The 19,843-nt window shown below is 60.2% G+C and carries 18 protein-coding genes; 13 read left to right on the plus strand and 5 right to left on the minus strand.

From position 1 onward, the window contains the following. The first annotated feature begins 59 nt into the window (after positions 1 to 59). Positions 60 to 1,265: an MFS transporter gene (locus NR164_RS16670; RefSeq protein WP_256822998.1), complete on the plus strand. Its 1,206-nt coding sequence runs from the start codon at positions 60 to 62 to the stop codon at positions 1,263 to 1,265. Positions 1,266 to 1,421: 156 nt separating this feature from the next. Here the strand turns inward: NR164_RS16670 and NR164_RS16675 are convergent, their stop codons facing one another. Beyond that, positions 1,422 to 2,606 (minus strand): M20 aminoacylase family protein, encoded by a 1,185-nt coding sequence (locus NR164_RS16675; RefSeq protein WP_057005087.1) that lies wholly within the window; start codon positions 2,604 to 2,606, stop codon positions 1,422 to 1,424. Between the two features lie 68 nt (positions 2,607 to 2,674). Further along, positions 2,675 to 3,985, minus strand: a complete 1,311-nt coding sequence (locus NR164_RS16680; protein ID WP_079444731.1) for an MFS transporter — start codon at positions 3,983 to 3,985, stop codon at positions 2,675 to 2,677. 159 nt (positions 3,986 to 4,144) lie between these two features. On the opposite strand from NR164_RS16680, the gene NR164_RS16685 reads away from it, so the two are divergent. Continuing rightward, a complete protein-coding gene (locus NR164_RS16685; protein WP_256822999.1) occupies positions 4,145 to 5,065 on the plus strand; it encodes a LysR family transcriptional regulator in 921 nt (306 codons plus the stop codon). 735 nt (positions 5,066 to 5,800) lie between these two features. Here NR164_RS16685 and NR164_RS16690 read toward each other — a convergent pair. Both NR164_RS16690 and NR164_RS16695 read right to left on the minus strand, forming a co-directional pair. Beyond that, positions 5,801 to 6,025, minus strand: a complete 225-nt coding sequence (locus NR164_RS16690; RefSeq protein WP_041475722.1) for a hypothetical protein — start codon at positions 6,023 to 6,025, stop codon at positions 5,801 to 5,803. A 2-nt stretch (positions 6,026 to 6,027) separates the two neighbouring features. Beyond that, positions 6,028 to 7,611 carry an NAD(P)/FAD-dependent oxidoreductase gene (locus NR164_RS16695; RefSeq protein ID WP_256823000.1) on the minus strand — a complete coding sequence of 528 codons (1,584 nt, stop codon included), beginning with the start codon at positions 7,609 to 7,611 and terminating at the stop codon, positions 6,028 to 6,030. Positions 7,612 to 7,775: 164 nt separating this feature from the next. Here NR164_RS16695 and NR164_RS16700 point away from each other — a divergent pair, with 164 nt between their 5' ends. Then, positions 7,776 to 8,216, plus strand: coding sequence for a helix-turn-helix domain-containing protein (locus tag NR164_RS16700; RefSeq protein WP_014336537.1), 441 nt, complete (start codon positions 7,776 to 7,778; stop codon positions 8,214 to 8,216). 37 nt (positions 8,217 to 8,253) lie between these two features. On the opposite strand, the gene NR164_RS16705 is transcribed toward NR164_RS16700, so the two are convergent. Further along, positions 8,254 to 9,165 carry a LysR family transcriptional regulator gene (locus NR164_RS16705; protein ID WP_014336538.1) on the minus strand — a complete coding sequence of 304 codons (912 nt, stop codon included), beginning with the start codon at positions 9,163 to 9,165 and terminating at the stop codon, positions 8,254 to 8,256. Between the two features lie 196 nt (positions 9,166 to 9,361). On the opposite strand from NR164_RS16705, the gene NR164_RS16710 reads away from it, so the two are divergent. The 10 genes from NR164_RS16710 (at position 9,362) to NR164_RS16755 (ending at position 19,836) form a co-directional block, all read left to right on the plus strand. After that, positions 9,362 to 10,141, plus strand: coding sequence for an SDR family NAD(P)-dependent oxidoreductase (locus NR164_RS16710; RefSeq protein ID WP_256823001.1), 780 nt, complete (start codon positions 9,362 to 9,364; stop codon positions 10,139 to 10,141). A 213-nt stretch (positions 10,142 to 10,354) separates the two neighbouring features. Then, positions 10,355 to 11,482 carry an FAD-dependent oxidoreductase gene (locus NR164_RS16715; protein WP_256823002.1) on the plus strand — a complete coding sequence of 376 codons (1,128 nt, stop codon included), beginning with the start codon at positions 10,355 to 10,357 and terminating at the stop codon, positions 11,480 to 11,482. A 15-nt stretch (positions 11,483 to 11,497) separates the two neighbouring features. Beyond that, positions 11,498 to 12,514, plus strand: a complete 1,017-nt coding sequence (locus tag NR164_RS16720) for an SMP-30/gluconolactonase/LRE family protein (protein ID WP_014336541.1) — start codon at positions 11,498 to 11,500, stop codon at positions 12,512 to 12,514. A gap of 28 nt (positions 12,515 to 12,542) precedes the next feature. Then, complete coding sequence (hisD, locus tag NR164_RS16725; protein WP_256823003.1) at positions 12,543 to 13,826, plus strand: histidinol dehydrogenase; 1,284 nt, start codon at positions 12,543 to 12,545, stop codon at positions 13,824 to 13,826. After that, positions 13,826 to 14,578 (plus strand): SDR family NAD(P)-dependent oxidoreductase, encoded by a 753-nt coding sequence (locus NR164_RS16730; RefSeq protein WP_256823004.1) that lies wholly within the window; start codon positions 13,826 to 13,828, stop codon positions 14,576 to 14,578. The genes hisD and NR164_RS16730 overlap by 1 nt, the downstream gene beginning before the upstream one ends. Positions 14,579 to 14,588: 10 nt before the next feature. Further along, a complete protein-coding gene (locus NR164_RS16735) occupies positions 14,589 to 15,020 on the plus strand; it encodes a VOC family protein (protein ID WP_256823005.1) in 432 nt (143 codons plus the stop codon). Then, positions 15,017 to 16,009 carry a fumarylacetoacetate hydrolase family protein gene (locus NR164_RS16740; protein ID WP_256823006.1) on the plus strand — a complete coding sequence of 331 codons (993 nt, stop codon included), beginning with the start codon at positions 15,017 to 15,019 and terminating at the stop codon, positions 16,007 to 16,009. Before NR164_RS16735 ends, NR164_RS16740 begins: the two co-directional genes overlap by 4 nt. A 1-nt stretch (position 16,010) precedes the next feature. Further along, positions 16,011 to 16,946: an NAD-dependent epimerase/dehydratase family protein gene (locus NR164_RS16745; RefSeq protein WP_256823007.1), complete on the plus strand. Its 936-nt coding sequence runs from the start codon at positions 16,011 to 16,013 to the stop codon at positions 16,944 to 16,946. Positions 16,947 to 17,073: 127 nt separating this feature from the next. Then, complete coding sequence (locus NR164_RS16750; protein ID WP_256823008.1) at positions 17,074 to 18,303, plus strand: MFS transporter; 1,230 nt, start codon at positions 17,074 to 17,076, stop codon at positions 18,301 to 18,303. Positions 18,304 to 18,393: 90 nt separating this feature from the next. Next, positions 18,394 to 19,836, plus strand: a complete 1,443-nt coding sequence (locus NR164_RS16755; protein WP_256823009.1) for a carbohydrate porin — start codon at positions 18,394 to 18,396, stop codon at positions 19,834 to 19,836. The last annotated feature ends 7 nt before the right edge of the window (positions 19,837 to 19,843 follow it).

The following is a 19,843-nucleotide window of genomic DNA, read 5'->3' on the forward strand; positions in this document are numbered from 1 at the left end:
ACTACCCTGCGGCCGCTCCCTATATTTATACCGATCAGTATATTAGTGGGAGTGATCGAATGACTACAGATGAGCCGCAGAGCGGGAAACTTCCGCTTGGAGCATTACTGGCACTGGCGATGACAGGTTTCATTTGCATTGTGACTGAGACATTGCCCGCGGGTTTGTTGCCCGAGATCAGCAGCGGGCTTGGTATTTCGGCATCTTTGGCTGGGCAGATGGTGACCGTTTATGCCTTGGGGTCATTGCTGGCAGCAATTCCGCTGACTATTGCCACGCAAAGCTGGCGCCGCAGGACGGTGTTGCTGCTAACAGTTGTCGGCTTCCTGGTATTCAATACCCTCACGGCGCTGTCTTCCCACTATTGGCTTACGTTGATTGCGCGGTTTTTTGCCGGCGTTTCTGCGGGACTGGCCTGGAGCCTCATTGCGGGCTATGCGCGACGGATGGTTGCTCCACAATTGCAGGGACGCGCATTGGCAGTCGCGATGGTGGGAGCGCCCATCGCATTGTCGCTGGGCGTGCCTTTGGGAACCTGGCTGGGGGGATTCATGGGCTGGCGCATGGCGTTCGGATTGATGTCCGGGATGACCTTGCTGTTGATTGTCTGGGTGCTGATCAAGGTGCCGGACTACCCTGGCCAATCCTCCTCACAGCGCATGGCGTTGCGTCAGGTCTTTTTCACACCTGGCGTACGTTCGGTGCTGGGGGTCGTCTTCACCTGGATGCTGGCTCACAACATTCTTTATACCTACGTCGCGCCGTTTGTTTCCAGGGCTGGGTTGGCCGATGAGGTTGGTTTGGTTCTGCTGGTATTTGGTGTTGCCGCTTTGGCGGGCATCTGGATAACGGGGCGGCTGGTTGATCGGCATCTGCGCAAGACAGTGTTGGCCAGTCTCGCAACCTTCGCAGCCGTTTCGGTTTTCTTCGGCTTGTTTTCAGGCTCTGCCGTGGCGATTTATCTAGGTGTTTTTATCTGGGGCCTGACCTTTGGTGGCGCCGCGACGCTTCTACAAACCGCGCTTGCCGACGCCGCAGGCAAGGGCGCCGATGTTGCTCTCTCCATGAACGTCGTCGTCTGGAACAGCGCTGTCGCTGGCGGGGGACTCTTGGGTGGCGTGTTACTCGGCCAGTGGGGAGTGGGTTCCTTTCCCTGGGTGTTATTGATACTGCTACTCCTCAGTCTGTTCATCGCATCTAGAGCGCGGGTCCACGGCTTTGCGCAAGGTGACAGGCAGTCCAGCCAAGTGGTCGCTGGTCATTGATGTGTGGGCAGCATTGCGCTGCATGCTCAAGCTTCCAACGCATTACAACGAGTGAACAGCATGAATACGTGACTTAAGCCGCAGCGGCGACTTGCTATAGATTTACCGGGCTTGGGCGAGTCTGGATCGCCCAAGACGAGGGTCTGGTTTTTTGCTTTAGTTTAGATACCGTTCCACTAGGCGCGCCCAGTAGGCAGCACCGATTGGCAAGTTTTTGTCATTGAAATCGTAGGCCGGGTTATGAACCATACAACCATCTTCGCCAACGCCATTGCCCAGGCGTAAAAAACAACCTGGCCGCTGCTCAAGCATGTAAGCGAAGTCCTCGCTGGACATGAGCTGATCGGCATGGGCAATCACATGCTCATCACCCACCAGTTCCCGTGCTACTTGCAGAGCAAATTCGGTTTGCGCTCGGTCGTTGTCGATCACCGGGTAACCTTCCATATAGTCGATCGTGGCCGTTGCTCCATAGCTGTTTGCTTGGGCGTGGACCAGTGCTTCGATGCGCTCTTTCAACTGGCTACGGACCCGCTTGCTGAACGAGCGGATGCTCAGCTCAAGGTAGGCACTGCTGGAAATCACATTGTTAGCAACCCCCGCCTGAAGCAAGCCGACCGTGACTACAGCGGGTTCAACAGGGTTGATATTGCGCGCGACAATGGTCTGCAGCGACATGACAATGCTGGACGCCACCACAACCGGATCTACCGTAAGGTGTGGGCGAGCCGCATGGCCTCCGAGACCATGAATGGTAATCGCGACCTTGTCGCTCGCCGACATGAACGGTCCGCTTCTAAACAGGAAGGTGCCTGGAGCCTCGCCGGGGTGGTTGTGCATTCCGAACACGGCATCACAGGGAAAGCGTTCGAACAAGCCATCATTTACCATGCGTTGCGCACCGCTATCGAAGCCCTTCTCCTCCGCGGGTTGAAAATAGAGGTGCACCGTTCCGCGGAAGTTTCGTGTGCGCGCCAGATATTCAGCGGCCCCAAGCAGCATGGTGGTATGGCCGTCGTGGCCGCAGGCATGCATTTTTCCCTGATGGACACTGGCGTAAGGCAAGCCGGTCTGCTCGGTCAACGGCAGAGCATCCATGTCTGCTCGTATGCCAATGTTCTTGCCGGCGCCTACCGTCAGGCTGCCTACCACACCGGTCTCACCAACGCCTTCGGTTACGCTGAACCCCCAGGCCCGTAAGCGCTCTGCAACGAGTTTGGCGGTTTGAAACTCCTCGTAGGCCATTTCCGGATGCTGGTGAATATGGCGGCGAATACGTGTCAGCTCCTCAGTTTGAGGGCGTAAATCATCGACTTTGCAGTAGTGAGGTTCAGTCTTCATCACAGTGAGTTCCTAGCGGTGAATAATGGAGTGCAGGAGTGCCGTCAGTTGGGATGCATCCCCGGCTCCTACGGTTGAGCCTGGGCCGGTAAACGCAGTGCCAACGTGCAAAGACCGCCGATCACTAAAAGGACGGCCATTACGGCCATCCCCGCAGCGAACGAGCCGGTGAAGGTCTTCAGAGCACCGATGATGGAAGGACTGACAAAGCCACCGAAGGCACCGATGCTGTTGATCAGGGCTATGCCTCCAGCGGCGGCAGTACCTTTGAGGTAGCTGGAGGGCACAGCCCAGAACACGGCATAGGCCGAGTATGTGGATAGCGTTGCGAGGGTAATACTGCACAGCGCCAACGTCAGGTTGCCGGAACTGAAACCGGTCAGCACTAAGCCTATTGCGCCCAGAAAGGCGGGTACTGCGCCGTGCCAGCGGCGCTCGCCCAGGCGGTCGGAACTCCGAGCATTGATCAGCATCGCGAAAATGGCGGCGCTGTAAGGGATCATTGAATAGAGCCCGATCTCGAAAATATTCTTTACGCCAGCGTCCCGCAGTATGCTCGGCAGCCAGAAACTGACGGTATACAGACCGCAGATCAGACAGAAGTAAATGAGGGCCATCAGGTAAATTCGCCAGTCTTTCAAGGCGGCAGCGAAAGTATGTTGTTTTGACGCCTGCACCTGCTCCAGATCATTCGCCAGCAGCCGTTTTTCTTCTTGGCTCAGCCATTTGGCCTGTTCCGGCGAGTCACTCAAAAAGAAGAACGCCGCGATACCCAAAAGAATGCAAGGCGCCCCTTCGAGGATGAACATCCACTGCCATCCCGCCAAACCATGAATGTCGGCGAAAGTCCCCATAATCCAGGTCGACAATGGTCCACCGATGACGTTCGAGACTGGCCCTGCCAACAGGACGCACGCCATTACTTGAGCGCGACGCTTACCTGAAAACCAGAAGGTCAGATAGAGGATCATGCCCGGAGCAAATCCAGCCTCAAACACCCCTAGAAAAAACCGCAGGACATAAAAGGTAGTGCTGTCATGGACAAACAGCATCGAGGTTGAAGCCACCCCCCACAACAACATGATGCGACTGAGCGTCTTACGTATTCCTACCCGCGCCAGCCAGAGATTGCTCGGCACTTCGAACATTACATAACCGATAAAGAAAATCCCTGCCGCCAATCCATAAGCTGCATCGGTCAGACCGAATTCCTGCTGCATCGCAATCTTGGCGTAACTGATATTGACCCGATCTAAATAGGCGAGGACGTAGCACAACAACAGAAAGGGCAATAGGCGCCAACTGATTTTGCGATACATCTTGCGTAGGGCGAGGTCATCGGGGGAGGTCGGTGTAATCAGTATTGCGGCCTGAGCCATAGTGAAGTCCTCACAAGTTCCGCATTTTTTTTATTGTGTCTATTAAATGAGCTTGGCATCGCCCAATTGACAGAAAGTATGGGGAGCGCAGAAACTTCAAACAATAGCGATCTTCGCTTGCGAGTGTTGACTTTAAGTCAACAGACAGGAGAGCCCTAATTGCAAAAAATCGGCCTTAATGAACGGCGACTTCACTATTTTTCAGAGGTCGCAGAAGCCGGCTCAATCCGAGGCGCAGCGGATCGTCTGAATATCGAGCCCTCAGTTGTCAGCCGGCAAATCCACCAGTTGGAAAGCGAGTTGGGGGTGCAACTCCTACAGCGCCACGGCAGGGGTATCGTCCCTACGGAAGCTGCCAAACTGGTGATCAACCATTGTCGTGAGCGGCGATCAAGCGAAGCATTGCTGCTGACTCAGATTTCCGAACTCAAGGGTCTGGAGAGAGGTGAGATTCACATTGTTGCGGGCGAGGGTTTCCGCGAGGAATTAGTCCGCTGGGTGCTTCAGGACTTCAGCCAGCAGCACCCCAAGCTGGTGGTTACGCTGGAGTTCGCCAATGCCGTCGACACCGTGCGGATGCTGGCAAGTGATCAGGCTCACATCGGCTTGGCCTACCGTCCGCCTATCGATCCCGCCGTGCGTACGGTGATGTTGCGCAAACAGCCAATGTGCGTCATCACCTGGCCCGGCCATCCCCTTACCGAGAAGCCGCAGCCACTGGCATTGAGTGATGTTTGCCCCTATCCGGTGGGCTTGATGTCCAACGGCTTTGGCTTAAGCAATCTGGTTAAGCTGGCGCAATTCCACGATCGCATTCAATTCGAATCCAATCTGGTCACCAACTCAATCGCCACCCTCAAGAGCTATGTAAAAGCCCATCTCGGGGTGACCTTCCTGTCCTCGCACGCAGTAGCCAATGAAATCGCAGAAGGTACGCTTGTAGCGCTCAGGACCCGCAGCGAAGTATTCGAAAGTGCCGAGGCACACCTGATGGTCCGAGCGGGTCGGCAACTGTCAGTTGCCGCTGAAAGGTTGTTGGCCATGTTGAAACAGAAGGCCGTTTTTGAAGTCTCTGAATAATCTTGACCCAACTGCCCCGAAAACCGGTGCATGAGTTTAAAAATGGAAGATTCTGGCCCTGGGCTAATGGTCGCCAAATCACCCGCGCGCTGCGTCTTGGCGCAGAGATAGTCCGTGTCTTTCGGTTTCACCGCTTTGAGCTGGCGGTCAGAGAGGCGGGGGCTTGGGCGCACATGAGGTGTTCCATGGCGTTAATTGGTGTTCCAAAAATGACCACTGGTACCATTTGGAGTACCCGGTAATGTGGGGGGGCGGATGTCTAGGGATGCTGATGGCCTATAGGGATTTGATTTTGTTGGGTTTAAGGTGCAAAAAAAAGACGTCTGTGGACGTCTTTAGATGATGAGCCGGGGTAATTTGAACACAGCTTTTATCTTATTGATTTTTATGATAAATATCTGTTTTGGTTTTTGGCTGGAATACCAATTGGAATACCGTTCAGCTCGGAAATTTTACTATCATCGTGTGCCGCTCTGTCGATTTCTATGGTCGTGAGTCTGTCTATGCACATCCGCTCATGCTCGATTCTGTTGAAACAGTCGGCCTCGAAGCTCAACGGTAATATGTAGGCATCTGAGGTTGAAATCTGCTCATTAGTTATAAGTCGAAGATAATGCGTCTTTCGCTGTGTTTCCCGGGCCGATAGTAGCTGGCGGCCCAGGAAAAAGCCGGCTCAAATATTGCGCTTCTGCATTGAGCTCAACATTATCTAAAATTGCTGCATCCCCCAGCTTATCAATTCTTTGGCTTCTTACTAGATGGTCTGAACAACAGACTAAGAAGGAATATAACCGTTTTGCAATCTAGCAATCGCAATGCAGCACGGGCTTCCTCCGGCCGTACTTTGGCAAGCATCGGCATGGCACCGAAAATTTTGCCCTTGAGCACCAACTCATTTCCATTGCGTTCAATGGCACTGACGGCCATCAACTCACTATTGTCGCTACCGAAAATCTTCATGTTCAGTTCCTCGTCACGCGTTCGAAATCGATGCCCATGTCATCGAACATTTTGATGGCGGTGCCACGGCCTGCGCCAAATACCCCACCACCTGGGTGCATGAAGGGACCTACCAGGTACAGGTTGTCCAACCCAGGTACGCTGAGGCGGCCAAGGTCGGGCGTGGGGCGGTGCGCGAAGTTTTGATAGAAGTAAGGAGCTACGCCGTGTACGTCGCCTTTGACCATGGAGTTGGGCGAGCTGCGTTCCAGGTCAAGCGGTGAGCACACCTTGCGGGCAATGATGTTGTCGGGTGTGAGGTTCTTGACGAACTTGCGGTAGGCCTGGAGGCTCAGATCGCCGAACTCCTCCTTATAGTCATCCCAGCGCGCGGCGCCGCCTTCGGCCAGGTTGTAGGGGGCGAAGGTCATGCCATGGAACATGCCTTTGCCAGGCGGCACGCGGGTCGGATCGTTGATGCTCTCGTCACCACCGGCTACCAGCCGGCGCTTCGACACGCGGCCACGGCGCAGCTCGTCGAAGTCGTCGAGCATGTCGCTCAGGCGGTCGCTGCTCATCATGGTCAACATGGTGGCGCGACCGACATCGACACCGGCGTAGAACTCGGCCTTGTTATGCAAATCGTAGTGGCTGACGAACAGGCTAAATGGGGCCAGGGTGGTGCGTTCGGCACGGGCGATCACACCCGGATCCAGCCCATCGACGAAGCGCTTGATCACATGGGGGTGCAGGGCGCCGATCACTGCGTCGCGGGCCAGTATGCGTTCACCATCGGCCAGCTCGACACCGGTAGCGCGGCCACCCTCTGTGATGACCTTGCGCACTTCACTGTTGCAGCGGATCTCGCCTCCGTGGTGCTCGATACAGCGCACCAGGGCTTCGGACAGCTTGCCGCTACCGCCCACGGGCTGCGACACGCCGTGGGTGTGCATAATGCCGACGAACACGTAGACGCCCATTCCGGTGCCCAGCTCATCGGGTGCTTGTAGGTTCTCGGCGATCACCCGCAGCAGGTGGATCTTGACCTTGTCGTGCTCGAACAGGTTATCGATGATGTCCAGGGTGCTGCGTTGCATGGCGTCGAATATCTCGCGGCCTTCCAGGCTCTGGTCGAGCATGGCGACCATGGCGCCCATGGGCAGGGGCGGCGAGTAGAAACCGGAAAGGAACATCGGTAACAAGCCGGCGGCCTTGGTGGCCAGTTTGCGATAGGTTTCGGCATCGCGGGGCGAGACGCTGGCGATGGATTCGCAGGCCTTGTCCAGGTCGCGGTAGGTGATCAGCGCACTACCGTCCTCGAAAACGGTGGCGTGGGGTACGTCGGAATAGTTGTACTTGAGGCCAAACTTGCTGAACAGCTCAAGCTCGTCCTGGGTGATCATGGGGTTGCCCTGGATCATGATGTGCACGCTGGAGTGCTCGTCATGCCAGAAGCCGGGAGTGTTAAGCTGGCGCGTTGTCACGCCGCCGCCGACGTAGTCCTTGCGCTCCAGCACCAGGACTTTCTTGCCGGCCTTGGCCAGGTAGGCCGCGGCCACGAGGCCATTGTGCCCGCCGCCGATGGCGACAACATCGTATTGATTCATGTGGACCTTCCGCGTCTGTTGTTTTTGTTTTCAGCGCCTTGCCAGGGGCGGGCGCTGCTGGGGCGATTCTAAGAGCGGCTGGTAAATACGCGGAAGACGGCACTTTAATGTGGGTCGGTTACCTGAATGTGCGTACCCCCTGGGCGCAATATGTGGAGAGTGGGATGCACAAGGGCGAAGGGTCGACGCGAGTGGTCGACACGGTTCAGCGCCAGGCGCTGGACGATCTGAAAGAGCGCGTGCTGCGCGGCGGTAACGACCCCCATGGGCCGATCCGCGAAACGCTGGCCCGCCTGGGCGATCGCTGGAGCCCGCTGCTGTTGCTGGTGTTGCGCAATGGCACACTGCGCTTTACCGAGTTGCAGCGCGAGGTCAATGACATGGCCGATGGCACGCTTTCGCAGCGTATTCTGACCCTCAAACTACGCGCCTTGGAGCGCGATGGCATGCTCGAACGCACGGTGATCGCGACCATTCCACCGCAGGTGGAATACAGCCTCAAGCCCTTGGGGTTGGCACTCGTGGAGCAGTTGGACGGGCTGCTGGCCTGGCTCGAACAACAGGCCCCGGCCATCAACGCCGCCCGCAAAGCCTACGACGGCTAACCTGTAGCAGCCTTCGACAGCTGCTACAGGCAGCGGGTCAGGGGAGGGAGGCTGCGGTCTCGATGATCAGGTGCCGCAACCACGCCAACCCCGGATCATGCTGCTGGTATTTGTTCCACTGCATGGCAATGGTTAACGGCGGCGCCGTCCAGGGCGCGGGAACCACGCTCAGGGGTAGGTATTGCGCCCAGCGCTCGGCCAGGCGGCGGTGCATGGTGGCCACGCGCTGGGTACCGATCAGGAAGGGCGGCACGCTGTTGAAAGTATTGGTGGTCACCTCAACCCTGCGCTCAAAGCCGAAGCTGCGCACAAACCACTCATCGGCCATCGGCGCGCGATGTTCGGTGCCCCAACGCACAAGCACGTGCCCCAATGCCTTGTAGTCATCCATCGACAGCGGCCCGTTGGCCGCCGAGTGATTCTTGCACAGCACGCACACGTACTCATCGCTGAACAGTGCGGTGGAGGGATGTGCCTTGAGGATGTTGTTGTCGGGCAGCAACAGAAAGTCAACATGCCCGCGTTCGATCTCAAGGGCCGCCTCATCGGTGGGCAGGTACTGTTCGATGGAGCACTGCGGGGCAATGGCACTGAGCTTGCGGCTGACTTCGGGCAACAGCACCATGCCCACGTAGTCCGAGGCCATCAGGGTGAAGTTGCGGCTGGCCAGTTCCGGTTGGAACTGGCTGCGGTTCTCCAGCGTGGAGCGCATCTGGATCAGCAGGTCGCGAATCGGCTGGGCCAGGGTCTCGGCCATCGACGTGCGGACCATCTTGCGGCCGATCTGCACCAACAGATCGTCCTCGAAGTAATCGCGCAAGCGTGAAAGCGCTGCGCTGGTGGCCGGCTGGCTGAGGTGCAGGCGCTCGCCTGCGCGGGTTATGTTCTGTTCGGCCAGTAGCACATCCAGCACCACCAGCAGGTTCAAATCCAAACCATGGAAACGCATGGTCTTGCTCCGTGTTTTTTATGATTATGGGCACAGGCATTTGTGGTCGTTATACCTGTGCATAGAGCAAGTTTGAACCTGGATAATAAAAATGGCCTATCCACGAGATGGATGCCTGGCATCCAGACTGGCAATTTCCTGATGAAGGGCGGACTCCCTAAATTGGAGAGTTCCATCTTTTTTCGCAGGAACCCACATGACTCATTCATCTCGTTTGCTGGGCAAAGTTGCCCTCGTCACCGGTATCGGCAGTGGCATTGGCCGGTGTTGCGCCCTGATGTTCGCCCGTCAGGGGGCCCGTGTACTGGGCTGCGACCTGGACGCTGTCGCCGCTCAACACACCGTGGCGCAGGCCTTAGCCGAAGGGCTTTGCATCGACAGCCTGTACCCGTGCGACCTGACCGATCCCCACGAAGCTCAACGCTTAGTGCGGTGGGCGGCAGATCTGCATCAGGGCTTCGATATTCTGATCAACGCGGCTGCCTTCGGGGCGTTCGCCTGGATCGAAGACATGGATTACCACCATCACTGGCGCAAGACCCTCGCCGGTGAACTGGACCTGGTGTTCCTGCTGTGCCAGGCCGCCTGGCCGGTGCTCAAGGCCAGGGGCGGCGGCTCGATCATCAACTTCGCCTCGGCCAATGCCTGGATGAGTTTGAAAGGCTCACCGGCACTGGCCCACTGCGCCGGCAAGGGCGGGGTGCTGGCCATGACCCGACAGCTGGCAATGGAGGGCGGCCCCCACGGTATCCGCGCCAACAGCATTTCCCCGGGGCTGATCGAAACCGCCGCCACCCGTGACCACCTGGCGGCCGATCCGAATTTTCGCCAGGCCGCCCTGGACCACCAGTTACTGCCTCAGCGCATCGGCCAGTCCGAAGACATCGGTTGGGCGGCAATCTACCTGGCCAGCGACGAGTCCAGCTGGGTCACGGCCACGGACCTACGAGTGGATGCCGGCGCGACTGCTTGTTGAGCTATCCACGGGCTGGATTGGACCTATCCGTACAAACAATTTCCGGCATACCTGAGGGGTGATTAAGGTAGAGCCATGTTCAGCCGGCACCCCCACCAGGCTGGCGATAACAAGAATAAGTTTGGAGAGCTGATCCGTGTCCCATCTCATATTTCCTCGGAAGGCCGCCCCGATTCACACCCAAAACAAGATCCGTTCAAGAGGAGCGCGTTGATGAGCGACATCAAGAAAGTCCTGATCATCGGCGGTGGCATCGGTGGGCTCAGTGCCGCCATTGCCCTGCGCAAGGCAGGCGTTGCGGTCGACATCGTCGAAATCAGCCCACAGGCCAAGGTTTTTCACGTGGGTATTGTGGTGCAGGCCAACTGCATTCGCGCCATGGCGCAATTGGGCATCGCCGATGCGGCAGTGGCCGCCGGTTTTCCGTACAAGGGCCTGCGCATTTGCAACCAGCAGGGCGAGGTAAAAGTCGAACTCAGCGGCGCCCGGTTGGCCGGTGAGCAGTACCCGGCCAACCTCGGCCTGACCCGCCCGGCGTTGCACCAGGTGCTGCTTGACGCTGTGACCGCCAGTGGCGCGCACCTGCGCCTGGGCCTGACCTTCAGTAACATTGAACAGAGCGCCGATAACGTCAGCGTGCAGTTCACCGACGGCAGCCGTGGCGACTACGACCTGGTGGTGGGCGCAGACGGCGTGTACTCCAAGGTGCGCACCACGGTGTTCGGCGAGCAGTACACACCGCAATTCACCGGCCAGGGCGTGTGGCGCTACAACTTGCCACGGCCCAAGGATCTGCTCTGGTCGCACATGTTCGAAGGTAAGGCGGGCGGCAAGGCCGGCTACACGCCACTGACCGAAGACAGCTTGTACATCCTCTCGGTGTTCGAGGAGCCGGGTAACCCGTTCTTCGACCCTGACACCCTGGCCGCCGAGTTTCGTCAGCGCCTGGAAGGCTACGGCGGCCTGGTGCCGGAACTGAGCGCGCAGATCACCGACAACAGCAAGGTGGTGTACCGCCCGCTGGAAGCACTGTTGATGCCGGCACCCTGGTATCGCGGCCGCGTGCTGCTGATCGGCGACGCCGCCCACGCCACCACGCCGCACATGGGCCAGGGCGCCGCGCAAGCGGTGGAAGACGCGGTGGTGCTGGGCGAACTCTGTGGCGCCGAGCTGACTCTCGCCCAAGTGCTCGACGGCTTCATGCAGCGCCGCTTTGAGCGCTGCAAGTTCATCAACCAGGGCTCGGTGCAGATCGGTGAATGGGAACAGCGGCCCACGCAAGATGCCGACTTCGCCGGCCTGATGAAAAGGATGATCGACGTAGTTGCCCAGCCGCTCTGACGCAAGGACATGCACATGCAACGCAACCCCCTCAAAGGCTGGCAGGTCGAGCGCGATACCATCAGTTTCATCGGCCACGACCTGCAACGCCCCGAATGCATCATCGCCCAGCCCGACGGCAGCCTGTGGGCCGCCGACGCCCGTGGCGGCGTAATGCATATTGCCTCCAGTGGAGAGCAAACCTTGCTGGCGCCCAAGCATATGGCGGGGCACGAGGCCTCCTTCGAATCGCGCTACGTGCAATCACAAGGTGCCTCCCTGCCCAACGGTCTGGCGTTGACCGAGCAGGGCGACTTCATCATCTGCAACTGGGGCCTGGACCGTATCGAGAAGCTCGACCGCCAAGGCAATATTCAGGTGCTGTTCGACCAGCTCGACGGCAAGCCCATGGGCAAGACCAACTTCCCGTTGCGCGATCGTCAGGGCCGCATCTGGTTTACCGTGACTACCACGATGCAGCCCTGGACCGACTCGATCAATTCCGGCGTGCTGGATGGTTACATCGGCGTGATCGACGAGCAGGGTATCCGCATTGTCGCCGAAGGCTTCGGCGGCACTAACGAGATCCGCTTCGACGACAGCGAAGAGTGGCTGTATGTGGTGGAAAGCAATGTGCGGCGCATCTCTCGCCTGCGCCTGAACGCCGACGGCTCGCTGAGCGACCGCGAAGTGTTCGGCCCGGCGGAGCTGGAAGGCTTTCCCGACGGCTTTGCCTTCGACAGCTTCGGCAACCTGTGGGTGACCCTGGTGATGAGCGACAAGCTGATCGCCCTGACCCCGGATGGAGAGGTGTTGACCCTGCTCGACGACGGCAACCCCCAGGCCACTGCACTGCTGAACCAGCACTACCAGGCCAAGACCCTGACCCCCCAGATCATGCAGGCCGCCCACGGCATGTTGGCACCCTGGATGGCCAGTCTGACCTTCGGCGGGCCCGACTTGAAGACCGTGTACCTGGGCAGCCTGCAGGGCACCCGCATTCCGTTTTTCCAGGCCCCGGTGGCTGGTCAGCCGCTGATCCACTGGCGCTGACAACCCAATAACAAGACAGGAACCGACCATGATTCGTTATCTAAAAAAAGGCAAACCGGCCGAGCAAAAGGCCGAACTCAACGCCCAGGTGCGTGGCACCGTCGAGCAGATCATCCAGGCCATCGAACAGCGTGGCGAAGCGGCGGTGCGCGAGTATTCGGAAAAATTCGACCACTGGAACCCACCTAGCCTGCGGCTGACCCAGGAACAGATCCAAGGCTGCATCGATAGCTTGTCACCCCAAGCGCTTGAAGACATCAAATTCGCCCAGGCGCAGATCCGCCGCTTTGCGCAGATCCAATTGCTGTCGATGCGTGATGTGGAGGTCGAGACCCTGCCAGGCGTGGTGCTGGGCCACAAGAACATCCCGGTGAACTCAGTGGGCTGCTATATCCCCGGCGGCAAGTACCCGCTGCTGGCGTCGGCGCACATGAGCGTGTTGACGGCGAAAGTGGCCGGCGTGAAACGAGTGATCGCCTGCGCGCCGCCATTCGATGGCCAGCCGTCGCCGGAAATTATCGCGGCGATGGCTATGGCCGGCGCTGACGAAATCTACGTGATGGGTGGGGTGCAAGGTGTCGCGGCCATGGCCCTGGGCACCGAGCACATCGAGAAGGTCGACATGATCGTCGGTCCGGGCAATGCTTATGTGGCCGAAGCCAAGCGCCAGCTGTACGGCCGCGTGGGCATCGACCTGTTCGCCGGGCCGACTGAAACCATGGTGATCTGCGACGACACGGTGGACGCCGAGCTGGTGGCCGTCGACTTGCTGGGCCAGGCCGAGCACGGGCCGACTTCACCGGCCTTTTGCGTGACCACCAGTTCGCGCATTGCCGAAGAACTGCCGGCTGCCATCGAGAAGGTGCTGGCGCGTCTGGACACCGCGCCGTTGGCCAGTGTGGCCTGGCGTGACTATGGCGAAATCATTTTGTGCGACACCGACGAAGAGATGCTCGTCGAGTCCGAGCGAATCTGTTCTGAGCACGTGCAGGTGATGACCCGCGACCCGGACTGGTTCCTGGCGCGTATGACCAACTACGGCGGACTGTTTTTGGGGCACCGCACCAACGTGTCGTACGGCGACAAGGTGATCGGCACCAACCACACCCTGCCGACCATGGGCGCCGGGCGTTACACCGGCGGGCTGTGGGTGGGCAAGTTCATCAAGACCCACACCTACCAGCGGGTGCTCACCGACGAAGCCAGCGTGGCCATCGGCGAGGTTTGCTCGCGGCTGTGCGCCCTGGAGCATTTCTCCGGGCACAAGGAGCAGGCCGACATTCGCGTGCGTCGCCTGAAGAAGGTCCTATGATGAACCGCTTGGAAGGCAAGGTCGCGGTCGTCACCGGTGCCACCGGGGGGCTGGGCGCGGTGATCTGTGAAGCGCTAGCTCGGGCTGGGGCCAGCGTGGTGGCGGGCTACAATCGCTCCAGCGATGCCGCCCATGCGCTAGTTGCCGACTTGCCGGCCACCGCCAACGGCCACTTGGCCGTGGCAGCGCCGGTGACCGACAGCGCCGCGCTGGGCCGGCTGGCCCGCCAAGTACAGGCCCATTACGGGCGCTGCGACATCCTGGTCAACTGCGCCGGCACCACGCGTTTTGTCGCCCATGTCGACCTTGATGGCCTGGACGATGTGCTGATCGACAGCATCCTGGCCACCAATGTGCGCGGCCCGATTGCCTGCATTCGCGCCCTGGCGCCGCTCCTCAAGGCCAGCGGCGACGGCCTGGTGGTGAACATCAGTTCGATCGCTGCGCGCACGGCCATGGGCAGCAACATCGCCTACTGCGCGAGCAAGGCGGCGGTGGACAACCTGACCCAGTCCCTCGCCCGCGCCCTGGCGCCCCAGGTACGGGTGGTGTCGGTGGCACCAGGGCTGGCCGATACCGAGTTTGTCCAGGGCCTGGCGCAGGACTGGCGTGACGAGCAAGCCGCGCGCACTCCACTGGGGCGCCTGGCCTTGCCCGAGGAAGTCGCCCAGGCGGTGCTGGCCCTGGCTTGCCACCTGACATTCACAACCGGTGCTGTCATCCCTGTGGATGGCGGACGGTCTTTGAGCTGAGGAGGTGGGTATGTTCGCGATCAAACCCCACCACGGCGGCATCAGCGTGCCGAACCTGGACGAGTCCATTGACTGGTACCGGCTGATGCTCGGTTTCGAGTTGGAGAGCCGTGCGTTTATCTCGCAGATTCCGGCCGAAATCGCCTTTATCCGTTGCGGCGATTACCGCATCGAACTGTTCCAACTTGATCAGGCGCACCCCTTGCCGGCCGACCGCCGCGAGCCGCACCTGGACCTCAAGACCCACGGCCACAAGCACCTGTGCTTTGCCGTGCAGGACGCCCCTGCGGCCTTTGCGGTCTTGCGCGGCAAGGGCGCCAACATCGTCTTCGAGAACGTCATCGACGGCACGCCCATGGGCTTTATGCGCGACAACAGCGGCAACTTGCTGGAACTCATTCAATGCCCGGCCCTGTGGTCGGCGCAAGGAGAACACCGATGAAACTCGCAACCCTCAAGGACGGCAGCCGCGACGGCCGCCTGGTGGTGGTAAGCCGTGACCTGAGCCGCGCCGTGCTGGCTAGTGGTATCGCCGGCACCCTGCAGGCGGCGCTGGAAGACTGGCCGCGCTGCGAGCCTGCCTTGCAGCAACTGTCTGCCGCACTCAATGAAGGGCACGCGGCGCGGGCCTTTGATTTCGAGCCGCGCGAGGCCATGGCGCCGCTGCCACGGGCCTATCAATGGGCCGACGCGTCGTCGTTTCTCAACCACGGCAGCCTGATGGAGCGTGCGTACAATCTGGACATCAAAAAAGACCCGGCGGTACCTATCATCTACCAGGGGGCGGGGGATGACTTCCTCGGTGCCTGCGACGATTACCCGGTACCGGGTGAAGAGCACCAGATTGATTTCGAGGGGGAAGTGGCCGTGGTCCTCGATGACGTGCCCATGGGCATCCAGCCTGCCGCGGCCGCGGGGCACATTAAGTTGCTGATGCTGCTTAACGACGTAAGCCTGCGTGCGCACCTGTTCAAGGAAGTGAGCATTGGTTTTGGCCCGCTGCGGGCAAAGCCGAGCACGGTGTTTGCCCCCGTGGCGATCACCCCGGACGAGCTTGGTGAGGCCTGGCACGATGGCCGGGTCAAGCTGCCCATGCACGTGCAGTGTAACGGCCAGCGTTTCGGCGAGCCCAATGGCGCCGAGATGGACTTCAGCTTTCCGGAGTTGGTGATGCATCTGGCCCGTACTCGCAACCTGCGCGCCGGCACGGTGCTGGGTTCAGGCACGTTCTCTAACCGCGACTACAACGTCACCGGCTCTGCCTGCTTGGCCGAGCGCCGCGCGGTGGAAGTGATCGAGAAGGGCGTGGCGAGCACGCCGTTCCTCAAGTTCGGCGACCGTCTGCGGTTCGAGATCTTCGGCTTGGACGGGCAAAGCCTGTTCGGCGCCATCGATCATCGTTTTGTCCCTGCGCCTGTGCTGGAGAACTGACATGCACGTACTGATCACCGGCGCCAACGGCTTTGTCGGCGCCACCCTAGTGCGCCGATTGCTGGAAGACCCCACTGCGCTGCCGGGCTGGAGCCAACTGACCCTCCTGGACCTGAGTTTTCCCCAGCTACCGCGCGATGCCCGGGTGCGTTGCCTGGTCGGCAGTATCGCCGAGACAGCATTGCTGGCCGACGCCCTGGAAACGCCGGTAGATATCGTCTTTCACCTGGCGAGCATCCCAGGTGGCGCTGCCGAGCGTGACTACCCTCTGGGACGGCGGGTCAACCTGGATGCGACTCTGGCCCTGCTCGAAGGGCTCAAGGATCAGGACAGCCCGGCACGGGTGGTGTTCGCCAGTACCATCGCGGTGTACGGCTCGCCCTTGTCGGAGCCGGTGGACGACCATACGCCGCTGCGCCCGCAATTGAGTTACGCCACCCAGAAGTTGATGGGCGAACTGCTGATCGACGATTTCAGCCGCCATGGCTGGATTGATGGTATTAGCCTGCGCCTTCCGGGTATTGTGGCGCGCCCGCCGCAGCCCTCGGGCCTGCTGTCGGCGTTCATGAGCGAGGTGTTCTGGAAGCTTGCGGCTGGCGAACGCTTCGACTGCCCTGTGTCGCCGCAGGCAGTGGCGTGGTGGATGTCGGCGGCGCGCTGCGTCGACAACCTGCTACACGCTGCCACGCTGCCGGCCGAGAAACTGTTGGCGCGGCGAGTGTTTGCCTTGCCGGTGCTGCACCTGAGCATGGCGCAGTTGGTTGACGGGCTGTGCCAGCGCTTCGGCGAGGACCGTCGCGCGCAAGTGGTTTACCAACCCAATGAACAACTGGAAGCAAATTTCGGCCGTTACCCACCGTTGCAAGCGCAGGCCGCCGAAGCACTCGGCCTGCGCCATGACGGCGATATCCAGCAACTGATCAACCGAACCCTGTAACCGTTGCCGTTGAAATTTGCGAGCAGGGCTTGCTCTCCCGTGGGAGCAAGTCTTGCTCGCGAATCCTGAGAAGCTGCTACAAAAAGAGCGTGCGTTTTACCCTTAATAATAACAATCCGGAGAGGCCATGAACGCTCCCACAAGCATCACCCAGTCCAAGGCGACCTTCGCCACGTACCTGCTGCTGTTGATCAATTGCCTGTCACCCATGGCGGCAATTGTCATAGCACCGAGTCTGCCGCAAATGCAGGCGCATTTTGCCAGCGTGCCCAACGTCGAGTTCCTGATTCCGGTGGCCCTGACAGTACCGGGTCTCCTGGTGGCGCTGCTCAGCCCCTTGGTGGGCATCCTCGCTGACCGTTACGGGCGCAAGCAGTTGCTAGTGGCATCCATCGTCGGCTATGGCCTGTTCGGCCTGATGCCGATGTTCCTCGATTCGCTCTACGCGATCATCGTCAGCCGTATTGCCCTGGGCTGCGTGGAGGCGGTGGTGGTGACCATCAGTACCATGCTGATCGGTGACTACTACAGCGGCGCGCAACGGCAGAAGTACCTGGCGCTGCAGACCACCTTCGCTTCGTCCTCGGCCATCCTGTTCTTCATGGTTGGCGGCGCCCTGGGCGAGATCGGCTGGCGCATGCCGTACGTGGTGTACGCGGTGCCCTTGGCTCTGGCTTTGCTGAGCAAGATCATGCTGTGGGAGCCGAAGGCGGCGAACATGGCGTCGGATGAAGAGCAGGCGCGCGAGACGGTGACGTTCCGGCCACAGGTGTTGCTGGGTATCTGCGTGGTGACCTTTATCGGCGCGGTGATGTTCATGATTCTGCAGATCCAGATGGCCTACCTGCTGGGTGATGTCGGCGAGCATTCGCCCCAGACAGCAGGCCTTGTGGCTTCGGCCTGCAGTGTGATGATCGTGCTGGGCACCCTCAGCGTGCACCTGCTGACCCGCCTGGGGTTGCGCACGCCACATTGCCTGGCGCTGGCGTTCGGCCTGATCGCCACCAGCTTCCTGCTGATCCCGGAGATGCACAACTGGCAGGCCATCATGGCGGTGGCGCTGGTCAATGGTCTGGGTTGCGGCCTGCTGTTGCCAACCCTGGCCATCTGGAACATGCGTGAGCTGCCCTGGCAGCGCCGCGGGCTCGGTACCGGCATGTGGTATGGCAGCTACTGCCTGGGCATGTTCTGTAGCCCGATCCTGGTGGTGGCCATCGGCAAGGTCAGCGGCAGCCTGGCCACCACCGTGGGTTGGGCCGGCTGGATCTGCGTGCCGGTGGCGGTGCTGGCCCTGGTCGCTAGCCTGGTCAAGTGCCGGGCCGCACGCAACGTGCGGGTGATGGGCGCCCACCTTTAAGACGCCTGACCTTTGACTGATAGAACACTCCGGTGCCCTGGCACCGGAGCGGACACCCTCATCTCAAAAAAACAACAAAAGAGACTGAACATGACCATTCGAACAGCGCTTGGCTGTGCTTTGATGATCGCGTCGGCGGGCCCCACCCTGGCAGGCGAAGTCGGCCCGGTGGCCGACACCATGGCCACCGAATACCCCAACGAAAAGATTGGACCACGGGTACTCAACGTCGAGCCCAACGTGCCGCCGGCCAGTGGCAAGCTTCTTGAAAAGCAGGGAAAGTGGCTTAACGACCACGGCGTCAGCCCGCACTTGTCGATGACCGAGATCTACCTCCGCAACCCCAGCGTGGGCCTGGACACCGGCAACCACGAAGCGCTGACCATCTTTGCTATTGGCGCCGACTTCAACTTGGACAAGCTGGTCAGCCTGCCCGGTGGCACCATTCACTTCGAGCAACTGTACGTGCCCTGGACCAGCAACCTGACCTACGGCGGGCAGGTGGGCGATGTCATCGCCGGCAAACCGGGGCCCTACATTCCACGGGTCAGCCATCTGAGTCTGTTCACCTATGAGCAAAAGCTTATGGATGACAAGCTGGCCATCGAGGTGGGCAAGAGCAACGCCGGCAACTACTTCGGCCTACCACTGTGCAACGTGCCGCTGGGCTGCGTGAACGCCATTTTGCAGGACACCGCCGGTATCAACCCGCCCCCTTACGCCAACTGGGGCGCGCGGGTGGGCTACGATTTCAGCTCCGCGTTACGTGCCCAGGTCGGTGCCTGGCGCAGTAACAATGCCTACCCGTTCACCAACGGCTGGGAGCGCGACGCCGGTGACAGCGGTGGTACCCTGAGCACGGTGTACCTGGCCAACCTGGCCTATCGCACTGACTACCGGATGGAGGCCTATCCGCAAACCCTCGAGGTACTGGGCTTTCACAACAACGGCCAGCAGACCGACCCGTACTACACGGTCAACGGCACCTCTAAAGTCACCGACCCCAGTGCCGAATCCGACACCAGCAAGGGCGTAAGCGGCTTTTACCTGGGCGCCAAGAAAACCGTCTGGCGCCAGGATGGCGGCAAAACCAACGACCCCACCCCCACCGCCGTGGCGGCCTATGCCAGCCTGACCCACACCCTGGACGAAGACACCACCAACGGCGTCGGCACCCAGGGCAACGCCGGGCTGATCCTCTCGGCACCGTTTCGCAGCCGGCCGTTCGACAGCTATTCGGTGAACGTCAACTGGGCGCAACTGACCAGCCGCGAGCAGCGCTTCCTCGAAGAGGCTCACGCCGCTTCCGGGGGCGGAAGCTACAACCCCGGGCGCAATGAATACGCTGTGTCCCTGGACGCCAACTTCATCCTCACCGACAGCATCGTCGTCAGTCCGTTTGTGCTGCGTACATGGGGCGCCAGCAGTTGGCTTAACCCCTACACCGGCGTCAACCCACGAGATGGCTACGCTGCGGGCCTGCTGTTCCACGTGCAGTTCGACGAAATGCTCGGTTTGAACCCTCACCACTGATTTGGAG

Origin of the sequence: Pseudomonas sp. Pse79 (assembly GCF_024519615.1) — a bacterium.
GTDB lineage: Bacteria > Pseudomonadota > Gammaproteobacteria > Pseudomonadales > Pseudomonadaceae > Aquipseudomonas > Aquipseudomonas veronii.

What these genes read in the sequence shown, in the direction of transcription:
- NR164_RS16670 (WP_256822998.1), top strand. Translation starts at nt 60, where the DNA reads ATGACTACAGATGAGCCGCAGAGCGGGAAACTTCCGCTTGGAGCATTA.
- NR164_RS16700 (WP_014336537.1), top strand. Translation starts at nt 7,776, where the DNA reads ATGCACAAGGGCGAAGGGTCGACGCGAGTGGTCGACACGGTTCAGCGC.
- NR164_RS16740 (WP_256823006.1), top strand. Translation starts at nt 15,017, where the DNA reads ATGAAACTCGCAACCCTCAAGGACGGCAGCCGCGACGGCCGCCTGGTG.
- NR164_RS16690 (WP_041475722.1), bottom strand. Translation starts at nt 6,025, where the DNA reads ATGAAGATTTTCGGTAGCGACAATAGTGAGTTGATGGCCGTCAGTGCC.
- NR164_RS16710 (WP_256823001.1), top strand. Translation starts at nt 9,362, where the DNA reads ATGACTCATTCATCTCGTTTGCTGGGCAAAGTTGCCCTCGTCACCGGT.
- NR164_RS16755 (WP_256823009.1), top strand. Translation starts at nt 18,394, where the DNA reads ATGACCATTCGAACAGCGCTTGGCTGTGCTTTGATGATCGCGTCGGCG.
- NR164_RS16705 (WP_014336538.1), bottom strand. Translation starts at nt 9,165, where the DNA reads ATGCGTTTCCATGGTTTGGATTTGAACCTGCTGGTGGTGCTGGATGTG.
- NR164_RS16680 (WP_079444731.1), bottom strand. Translation starts at nt 3,985, where the DNA reads ATGGCTCAGGCCGCAATACTGATTACACCGACCTCCCCCGATGACCTC.
- NR164_RS16675 (WP_057005087.1), bottom strand. Translation starts at nt 2,606, where the DNA reads ATGAAGACTGAACCTCACTACTGCAAAGTCGATGATTTACGCCCTCAA.
- NR164_RS16750 (WP_256823008.1), top strand. Translation starts at nt 17,074, where the DNA reads ATGAACGCTCCCACAAGCATCACCCAGTCCAAGGCGACCTTCGCCACG.
- NR164_RS16720 (WP_014336541.1), top strand. Translation starts at nt 11,498, where the DNA reads ATGCAACGCAACCCCCTCAAAGGCTGGCAGGTCGAGCGCGATACCATC.
- NR164_RS16745 (WP_256823007.1), top strand. Translation starts at nt 16,011, where the DNA reads ATGCACGTACTGATCACCGGCGCCAACGGCTTTGTCGGCGCCACCCTA.
- NR164_RS16715 (WP_256823002.1), top strand. Translation starts at nt 10,355, where the DNA reads ATGAGCGACATCAAGAAAGTCCTGATCATCGGCGGTGGCATCGGTGGG.
- NR164_RS16695 (WP_256823000.1), bottom strand. Translation starts at nt 7,611, where the DNA reads ATGAATCAATACGATGTTGTCGCCATCGGCGGCGGGCACAATGGCCTC.
- NR164_RS16730 (WP_256823004.1), top strand. Translation starts at nt 13,826, where the DNA reads ATGAACCGCTTGGAAGGCAAGGTCGCGGTCGTCACCGGTGCCACCGGG.
- NR164_RS16735 (WP_256823005.1), top strand. Translation starts at nt 14,589, where the DNA reads ATGTTCGCGATCAAACCCCACCACGGCGGCATCAGCGTGCCGAACCTG.
- hisD (WP_256823003.1), top strand. Translation starts at nt 12,543, where the DNA reads ATGATTCGTTATCTAAAAAAAGGCAAACCGGCCGAGCAAAAGGCCGAA.